This window comes from Pedobacter sp. MR2016-19, from assembly GCF_014947265.1.
In the GTDB taxonomy this organism is placed as follows: Bacteria; Bacteroidota; Bacteroidia; order Sphingobacteriales; family Sphingobacteriaceae; genus Pedobacter.
This window is the reverse complement of record NZ_JADCNK010000017.1, coordinates 117,758-126,852: the sequence shown is the minus strand read 5'-3', so window position 1 is coordinate 126,852 and position 9,095 is coordinate 117,758. Positions and strand designations below refer to the sequence as shown.

Here is a 9,095-nt window from a genome sequence, read left to right as displayed (position 1 = left end):
TTAAAAAGCCACATGGGAGTCTGTATAATAAATTGTCATTTTGAGAGATAGTTTATAATATAAATGGTCTCAAAGTATAGTCATTTCGACCGTAGTGGAGAACCCGAAGTCTCTGCTAAGCAAAATCTTTTAACTTTAATTCAATAACTTGGTACAAAGATCTCTCCATTCCGTTGCACTCCAGTCGAGATGACGACCCTTGTATTAAAATCTGTCAATGAAAACTAAAAAAGCTGCCCAATCATCGATCAGGCCGCTTTTCTTATACATTATAACCCGCTTAGTAACCAGGATTCTGGTACATTTTAACCGGATCTAATTTCACTTCATCAAAAGGAATAGGATAATACCTGTCCTTTATGGTTACGTTAGACAGCTTAGCAATTCCATACGATGACTGTGGTTTCGCTTTTAAGTAAGTAACCAACTCTGAAGCAGTAAAATTCCTGATTAAATCGAACCATCTTTGGTGTTCGAAAGCAAACTCTACCCTGCGCTCGTGTAAAATGGCTAGTTTTAAAGTCGGGAATTTAGCGGCATAGGTAGCATCCGTTTTGGCAACCGCATAAACTGGCATACCTGCTCTTGTTCTTACCATATCCAAATATTGAATAGCTATGGCATCGTTGCCCTGCAACATATTAACTTCAGCAAGCATTAAAATTACATCAGCATAGCGCATTAAAATCCAGTCGTTGCCTCCATAGCCGTTATTGGTTGCCAATTGGCTCGCATCGCGGAATTTAGTAATAAACCAATCTTTTACCGTAGCATCATTTGCAAACTTTACAGAAAAATCTTTTCTTAAATCACTTGTTTCATATTCATTAATCAAATCTAGCTTTACATTGCCACCGATACCGGTAGAAACCTTTAACGAATTAATGGTTTCTCCTTTTGCCTGATTGTTGGCGGCGATGCTTGAGCTGTAATTAATATCGCCCTGTTTGTAAGAAATCTGGAAAATTAATTCTTTACAAGTTGTTTTTTTCGTTACATCAAAAACATCCGTATATGGAATTTCGGAAAGGTTTCCAAAAGCTTTCATGTTATAAGCGGCCAACAGGTAAGTATTGGCATTGCTTAGATTTTCGGCCTTATTGTTTGGCAGGGTGGCCGCCATAGTTAAATAAACTTTGCCCAGATACGCATTAATGGCGGCCTTAGATGTTCTTCCAATATTCGCTGTTGCCGGAAAGTTGGGTAAGGTACTGTTTAACCCGTCTTTTAAATCAGCTACAATCTGGTTGTAAACATCCGCTTCAGGTGCGCGGAAAACAAAGGGCGTCACCTCTTCATTAGTTGATAATTGTTTTGTTACCAACGGTACCGCACCCCACTTCCGTACCAGTTCGAAATACATAATTGCCCTTATGAATTTAGCTTCTGCAACGTAATTTGCCTTATTAGCCTGAGTGGTAAAATTCGCTTTATCAATGTTGGATAAAATAAAATTGCTTCTGGTTATCGCATTGTAAAGGGCTAACCAATGGGCTTTCAGATAGGAGTTACTTGGCAGCAGGGAAAAATCGTTAAATTGAAAAGGTTCACCCGCATTACTCTGGTTATCATTTCTTCCCGCATCGTCCGAGCGTTCATCGGTAAATAAACCACTGTTCTCACCCATAGTGTTGCTGCTTCTCAACGATTGATAAGCACCATTTACAGCCAGTAAAACATCATTTTCTGTTTTAAAATAATTTTCAGGCGCTACTGCATTTGGATTCTTTTGATCCAGAAAATCCTTTTTACAAGCACTAAGGCCAACCACAACAGCCAGGGCTAAAACGATATAAATATTTTTTTTCATGTTCTGAATTTTAAAAAGTTAATTTAATGCCAAGATTATAGGTTCTGGCTAGCGGATAGTTACCATAATCCACACCAGGAGTTAAATTAGAACCTCCGCTATAATCCACTTCAGGGTTATAACCTTTGTATTTAGTAATGGTAAATGCGTTATCTACACTGGCATAAACGCGGATATTATTCACTTTAAGCGTACTGGCAAGCGATTTTGGGAAAGTATAACCCATGGTGATGTTGGTACACCTGAAATAAGAACCATCCTGAATGTAGAAAGACGATAAACGGGTACTGTTACTTTGCGTACCTGCACGCGATGCACGGTAATTTAAGCCATTACCCGGATTGGCCTCGTTTCTGTAACGATCGGCAGCCTCTACATACTGGTTTCCCGAACCTTCAAAATTATACAGGTAATAATCCTGACCATCCAACACCTGGTTTCCATATGATCCGTTGAAAGATGCCCTTAAATCAAACGTTTTGTAAGAGGTGTTTAAGGCAAAACCATAGGTGAATTTCGGATATGGTGTTCCGATTACCGTTTTATCCGCATCGTTTACAATGCCATTTCCATCAGTATCCTGAAAGTACAAGTCTCCGATTTTTGCAGGATTGGTTGCTGAAGCTGATGGAGCAACCTTGCCTAAATTATCGGCAGTAATTCTACCCAATGCCTTAAATCCGTAGAACATCCCTACAGGCTGTCCTTCTTGTGTAATGTGCGTTAAATATGAACGCTCGGCGCCATTGGTTAAAATGGTACTCGCACCACCCATATTTAATACTTTGTTCCGGTTAACGGCAATATTTCCGCTTAAGCCCAAGGTAAAATCCTGGTTTTGGATAATTCTTCCATCCAACTGTAAATCGAAACCTTTATTGCGGATTTTACTATCGGCCAGATTGGTTAGGATAGATGAGGTACCTGAAATTCCGGAAACCGGCTGGTTGAACAACAGGTTGTAAGAATAACTCAGGTAGTAATTGGCGATAATGGATACACGGTTTCGGAACAAGCTGATATCGGTACCAAAGTTGTATTGGGATGTAGATTCCCAGCCTAATTTCGGATCCTGGATCGCATTTGGCCAGATAGCAGTAGATATGGCGCTACCGAATACAACACCATTTGGCATACTCATTTCCTGCTGTGTCCTGTAATTCGGAATGTTGTTGTTTCCACTTAAACCCCAGCTTGCCCTTAACTTAACTGTTGATTGTTCGCCCAGAAAACTGTTGTAGAAATCTTCTTCCGATAGGTTCCACCCTGCGGCTACCGAAGGGAAATTACCATATTTATTCAACGGACCAAACCTTGATGATCCATCACGACGGAATGAACCTGTCAGAAAATATTTTCCCGCATAATTATAACTGAAACGGCCAAAATAAGATAGTAATGTATTTGTAGATTTTGCCGCATTATCCAAAGCAAAGAAACTGGCATCGGCACCTTTATCGGTAATTTCACCAATATTATCATTCTGAAAACCTTTGGCAGAAACGCGTAGTAAATCGCTGGTGGTTTTTTGCGCAGAATATCCTCCAAGCACATCAATTTTATGCTTACTAAAGGTCTTATTGTAGTTTAAAGTAAATTCACCAAGCTGATCAACCTGACTAAGGGTTTGCGCTATGGCATTCGCCGCTGTTATCGAAGCAGTAGAATAAGGCGGATTATTACCATTACTTAAACTGGTTGGCAGATAAAAATCATATTTCTCATTATAGGTCTGTGTACCTAAATTGGCTTTAAAATCTAATCCTTCCAATATTTTATAAGTAGCGTTGGCATTATAGGTGCTTCTCGCCCCTTTTCTGGTAATTTTTACCTGTTCAACTGTAGCCAACGGATTTTCTGGGTTCTGGATACCGTATTGGGAAGCTAATGCGCCCATGCCAAACTGAATCGGGTTTCCATTGGCATCCCTTGCCGGCAGATAAGGCAGGTAAATCAAAGCCGACATCATCGGGCTTAAATCGTAACGACCTTCCCTCACCTCGCGGTTATCGTTCTGCGTATATGAAATATTTGCGCCTACACGTAAACGTTCACTCACCTTGCCATCAATATTACCCCTAAAATTGGTTACCTTTTGATTGGTGTTGGTTACAATACCATCGTTATTCTGGTAACCACCGCTTAAAAAGTATTTTACATCTTTGGTACCGCCAGAAAAGGAAAGGTTATGGCGTTGAAAGGCCGCATTGCGGTAAAGTTCATCCTGCCAATCGGTATTATAAGTAGCCGGGATAGCTTGTTGTGTGGTGAAATTATAAAGATCGGCCGGAATGCTTACGCTACTTCCATTGCCTACATTAGCGATACGTTTGGTGTTATTATCACTAAACATCGCATCATTCCAGGTTTTGCCCGAGTTTACCCATAAATCTTTATAGGCATTGTTCCTTCCATCAATTAAAAGCTGGATAAACTGGTTGGCATCCAATAATTTTACTTTTTTAGCCAACTGAGAAATTCCGCCCTGAACATCGTACTCAAACTTTCCTTTTCCATCTGCACCTCTTTTGGTGGTAATTAGCACAACCCCACCCGATGCTCTTGAGCCATAAATGGCTGCAGAAGCTGCATCCTTTAAGATATCGATGGTTTCAATATCCTCCGGATTGATGGATACGTTGTTTCCTGCCGGATAACCATCAATTACGTATAAGGGATCAGAACTGGCGTTAATGGACCCGATACCCCTCACCCTGATTTTGGTACCCGAATATGGTGCACCACTGGTTTGCGATACCTGTACACCTGCAACCTTACCAACCAAGGCCTGACCAACAGTTGGAGAAGTTAAATTCATTTCGCTGGCCTTAACACTGCTTATGGCACCAGTTACGTCCGATTTTCTGATCTTCTGATAACCGATAGCCACAACCTCATTTAGGGTATTGCTGCTTTCTTTTAAAATAACATTAATATTTTGGCGTCCGTTAACCGCAACTTCCTGGTTATCGTAACCGATATAAGAGAATACTAAAATTGCCCCATCCTCAACCGAAATAGCGTATTTACCATTAGCATCGGTAACCGTTGTTTTTTTGGTCTTTTTTTCAAATACACTTACACCTGGTAAAGGTTGGTTATTTTGGTCTGTAACCGTTCCACTTACCGAAGCAAAGGTTTTACGGTGTAATCCTGAGGCAAGCATACCGTGGTTTACTGCTATTGCTTCTGAATTACAAATGGCCAGTAAGCCTAAAGGCAAAAGCAATTTCCGGCAGGTATTTTTTATACCTGCGGTTAAAAAAAATGATGTCATCTTTTTGTTCTTAGTAATGGTTTTGAAATATAATTGGGTTTTGTGTTTTTAAGTAGAAGCGTAGATTTTCACATTTACATAGGCTTATCCTTTTATCGTTAACAGGTTAATTTGCGGAGCGTTCTACGGCGACAAAAGTATGAGTGTATTTTTAACACTATGTATCCCCTGCGTTAACTCTTCACACCAATCACGACGTAATACTTTAAATTAACATTAAGCCAAATTAAACAACACCTAAATCGGTTTATTAAGGCATTAAAGCATAACACCCTCTTAATGTTTCTTTAATGGGAGGTTTTTAAGTTTGCTTCCAAAACTTTTTCGATGAAATCCCTCTATCCTTTCCTTATGCTCTGCCTGTTCTACACAGGTTTAGCTGCACAGGATGCACCGCAACAATCTTATCAATTAATTAAGACCAGAAACGAAGTACAATACAAAAATTATTACCTGCTTACGCTTTTTCAGCAATTGCCCGGACTACGCAAAATGCTTAGTACAGATACGGCGTTCAGCAACATCTATAAATCAAAAACCGAAAAGGTAAATGAAGCGGTGAAAACCTGCAAAACAGATATTAGTTGTTATGCCAACGCTTTAAAATTCAACAATGAAGAAATAGCCCGTATTGGAAACCGTTTGGCGCTGCTTTATACAGAAAATAATCCGTTGGGAGATTTGGTAAAAAATCATCTGATCCCCTCAGGTTGTTATTCCTTGTTTGCCAAAGAGCAACACAAAGCCTTTTTAGTTAAAGCCTGGGAACAAGATGCCAGTGCCGTAAATTATGCGATTAGTGTTTATGTAGAAGGAAAGAAACCCAATTACCCGAAAATAGATTCGATCAGCTTTAGTTTAAGGGATAAAGAATATGCAGAACTCACCTCTGCCAGTGCATTGTTATCGCTACAAGGCAATACTAAGCTCTTTTTCGAACCTGCCATGTTATTTGCACTGGAAGCTTTAGAATTGAACGAACGCAATGATGCTGCCGATTACGAACCGATGGCTAAAGGCGTAAACCTTGCCGCCATTAACCAGATCAAAAAAACAGACTGGAAAAAATATCCTTACAGCGTAATCCTGGTTCCTGGTGCTGGTCCGGAGGAAAAAGAAGTAGCCTTAAGTGCGGGCGGAATGATCCGTTGCAGGTTAGCAGCTTTGCAATATCAGAAAGGCACGGCACCATTCATCGTGGTTTCTGGCGGACGGGTACATCCCTACAAAACCAAATTCAGCGAAGCCTACGAAATGAAGAAATTCCTGATGGAAGTACTTCAAATCCCCGAAAGTGCCATTATTATGGAACCACATGCCCGTCACACCACCACCAACCTGCGCAATTGTGCCAGACTGATGTTCAGGTACGGTATGCCGATAGATAAACCGGGTTTAGCCTGTACAGTAAAATCGCAGAGTTATAATATCACCAATCTGCTCCCCGAGCGCTGCAAAAAGGAACTCGGCTATTATTCTTACAAAAATGGGAAACGTTTAAGTGATACCGAATCAGAATTCTACTTAAATACAGCCTCCTTACAGATCGATTTTGATGAACCGTTAGATCCATAATCATGAAAACATTAAATCCTCTTTTAGTCCTGATCATGATGTTTTTTGTAGCCAGGTACAATAAAACAGAAGGAAAAATCACGAAAACAGTTACAATCGACTCATTAGGTGCATGCCAGGGGATTTCTCACCAAAATGGCCGTTATTTTCTTTACGGCGACAGAGAAGTGGGCATAATGCGCGAATATCAGTTCCGGAAAGATTCCTTGATTTACCTGCATAAGGAATACCAATTCACCGTTAAAGGCGAAAATATCATCAAACACCCTACCGGGATAGCCTACCATAAGGGTTTACCAACATTTGTGGGCAATTCGGTACGTCAAAATGCAGCAGGCACCATTTGGAAAGCTGTAATTAATTGCATCAACTGGCAAGGTTTTTTAAAAACCAGAAAATTAGATGGAAACCTGATTAAAAGCATTGAAGATGATGCCTGTATCCAGGGTACGCGGCCTGAATATGTAAATTATAAAGGCAAATGGTTCGTAGCAACAGCCGATTATGGAAATAAAGCAAACGAAGTACGATTGTACAACCCGATAGCTTTATCTAAAGCCAATAAAACAAGCGAGAAAGGAATCCTCTTCAAAAAATTTACCTGCTCACCATGGGTACAGAACCTGCATTGGATTGCAGATAAAGGTATACTCGTCTTAATCCAAAATCAGATTGAAGGACGTAAATGGAGACTGACCTTTCTTAATCTGGAAAGATCACTTGCCAGCGGCCAGGAATCTGTTATCAAAGTGATAGAAACCGACAAACTGGATGAACTGGAAGGTTTTACCTTTACCGATAAAGCCGATAAAGGAATTGCAGTAAGTTCTGCTCGTAAAAATAATGTGAGTTTTATGGATTTCGCGGTTGGCGGATAGCGATTAGCGACAATCCCAACAATAAAACAATACAGCAATAAATTTATCCTATCGGTTGGTGTCTCACCGACCGAAATGGAACATATTCATTATTTCTTCAAATTGGGAAACGAATGGCTTGTGGTTCTTGGCAGTTTGCAGTCCCGCCATTCGCTATAGCTCCGATAGAAAAAAATCGGAGGCTGCCGCTGCTGTCAGGTTTATAAACAAATGTTTGTGAACCCTATAACCTCAAAAATGAAAAGCTGGTTTGGCTAATTATACCTCGGCCCGAAGCAGCTACTATCAGAACACATCTATTCTGTCTTGTTTTTAGGCATTTTGCTAACTCCCGTTAATAAACCACTGGCCTAACCGAAGAACGCTGTCAATCCCAAGTGGCTGAAGAATCAAAAAAACAGGTGTACAATAATGCAAATAGCACTAACAAACCTGAAACGCAGTGGTTTTGTGTTCTTTTCACTGAATTCAAAGTTTAATATAAATTGAACACAAAACGAAGTGCCGCTGTTTTTTGATGTGCGTGGGGCAGTGAAAAGCCACATTGCTGGATTGACAAAGCGCTTTGGGTACTTTGGCGCTCCAAAATGCGCAGCATTCTTGAGCACAAATGAAAATAACATTATTTGCGAAAAACTACCATGCCTCCGCGGCATAGAGCGGAAAAAAGAATATCACCTATTTGTCCCATCGATTGACATGTTACCTACCCGCGGAGTCATCCAAGTAGCCCCCTTCTTTACTTTCCTTTTACACATCTTCGTCGTATCTTTAATAATCAAAAAAAGAGGAAAGATATATGAATACTGAAAAAGCCATTCTTGCAGGCGGCTGCTTTTGGGGAGTAGAAGAACTGATCCGTCATTACCCTGGAGTGATCTCAACAGTAGTTGGATACACTGGTGGCGATGTTCCCAATGCCACTTACCGGAACCATGGCACACATGCCGAAGCCATTGAAGTTACTTTTGATCCAACTGTTTTAAGCTACCGTAAGTTATTGGAATATTTTTTCCAGATCCACGATCCAAGCACACGCAACAGACAGGGAAATGATGTAGGCACGTCGTACCGATCAGCCATATTTTATAATAGTGAAGAACAAAAAAATACGGCCGATGCATTAATTGCAGAGTTGGATGCTTCTGGCAAATGGCCGGGCAAAATTGTAACCGAGGTGGTACCTGAAGCCGATTTTTGGAACGCTGAAGAAGAACACCAGGATTACTTACAGAAAAACCCTTACGGTTATACCTGCCATTTCGAAAGACCAGACTGGAAATTGAATTAACAACTGATATTAATCAGATCGTCATTTCGACCGCAGTAGAGAAATCCCTGATGTAATGTATAAAAACAAAATGGTCTTTGAGGACACAGACCATGGAAGCAGCTCAAAAAATCTGTCGTTGCAAGTAACCATCAGGTCTGTGGCCTGAAAAAAACAGGAATGACGTCCTATATGCGCTTTCTAACTTATTAGGCTTAAAATTTGCATCCTGTAAAACTCAATTGAGCTAAGATGTCTAAGGTGGTTGTAAAAATTAAAAACCAG

The 9,095-nt window shown here is 40.4% G+C and carries 5 protein-coding genes; 3 read left to right on the top strand and 2 right to left on the bottom strand.

Annotated elements, in window-relative coordinates; all coding sequences use genetic code 11:
• Positions 1-280: 280 nt before the first annotated feature.
• Together IM793_RS18985 and IM793_RS18980 are read right to left on the bottom strand one after the other, a co-directional pair.
• Positions 281-1,810, bottom strand: coding sequence for a RagB/SusD family nutrient uptake outer membrane protein (locus tag IM793_RS18985; RefSeq protein WP_193424093.1), 1,530 nt, complete (start codon positions 1,808-1,810; stop codon positions 281-283).
• 10 nt (positions 1,811-1,820) lie between these two features.
• On the bottom strand, positions 1,821-5,087 hold the full coding sequence (locus IM793_RS18980) for a TonB-dependent receptor (protein ID WP_193424091.1): 3,267 nt from the start codon (positions 5,085-5,087) through the stop codon (positions 1,821-1,823).
• 327 nt (positions 5,088-5,414) lie between these two features.
• Here IM793_RS18980 and IM793_RS18975 point away from each other — a divergent pair, with 327 nt between their 5' ends.
• The 3 genes from IM793_RS18975 to msrA all read left to right on the top strand — a co-directional run bounded on the left by IM793_RS18975 (position 5,415) and on the right by msrA (position 8,831).
• The gene (locus IM793_RS18975; protein ID WP_193424089.1) at positions 5,415-6,662 is read left to right on the top strand and encodes a YdcF family protein; all 1,248 of its coding nucleotides are present in this window, start codon (positions 5,415-5,417) and stop codon (positions 6,660-6,662) included.
• A gap of 2 nt (positions 6,663-6,664) precedes the next feature.
• Positions 6,665-7,540: a hypothetical protein gene (locus IM793_RS18970; protein WP_193424087.1), complete on the top strand. Its 876-nt coding sequence runs from the start codon at positions 6,665-6,667 to the stop codon at positions 7,538-7,540.
• Positions 7,541-8,339: 799 nt separating this feature from the next.
• Positions 8,340-8,831 (top strand): peptide-methionine (S)-S-oxide reductase MsrA, encoded by a 492-nt coding sequence (gene msrA / locus IM793_RS18965; protein WP_193424085.1) that lies wholly within the window; start codon positions 8,340-8,342, stop codon positions 8,829-8,831.
• Positions 8,832-9,095: the final 264 nt, after the last annotated feature.

What these genes read in the sequence shown, in the direction of transcription:
- IM793_RS18985 (WP_193424093.1), bottom strand. Translation starts at nt 1,810, where the DNA reads ATGAAAAAAAATATTTATATCGTTTTAGCCCTGGCTGTTGTGGTTGGC.
- IM793_RS18980 (WP_193424091.1), bottom strand. Translation starts at nt 5,087, where the DNA reads ATGACATCATTTTTTTTAACCGCAGGTATAAAAAATACCTGCCGGAAA.
- IM793_RS18970 (WP_193424087.1), top strand. Translation starts at nt 6,665, where the DNA reads ATGAAAACATTAAATCCTCTTTTAGTCCTGATCATGATGTTTTTTGTA.
- msrA (WP_193424085.1), top strand. Translation starts at nt 8,340, where the DNA reads ATGAATACTGAAAAAGCCATTCTTGCAGGCGGCTGCTTTTGGGGAGTA.
- IM793_RS18975 (WP_193424089.1), top strand. Translation starts at nt 5,415, where the DNA reads ATGAAATCCCTCTATCCTTTCCTTATGCTCTGCCTGTTCTACACAGGT.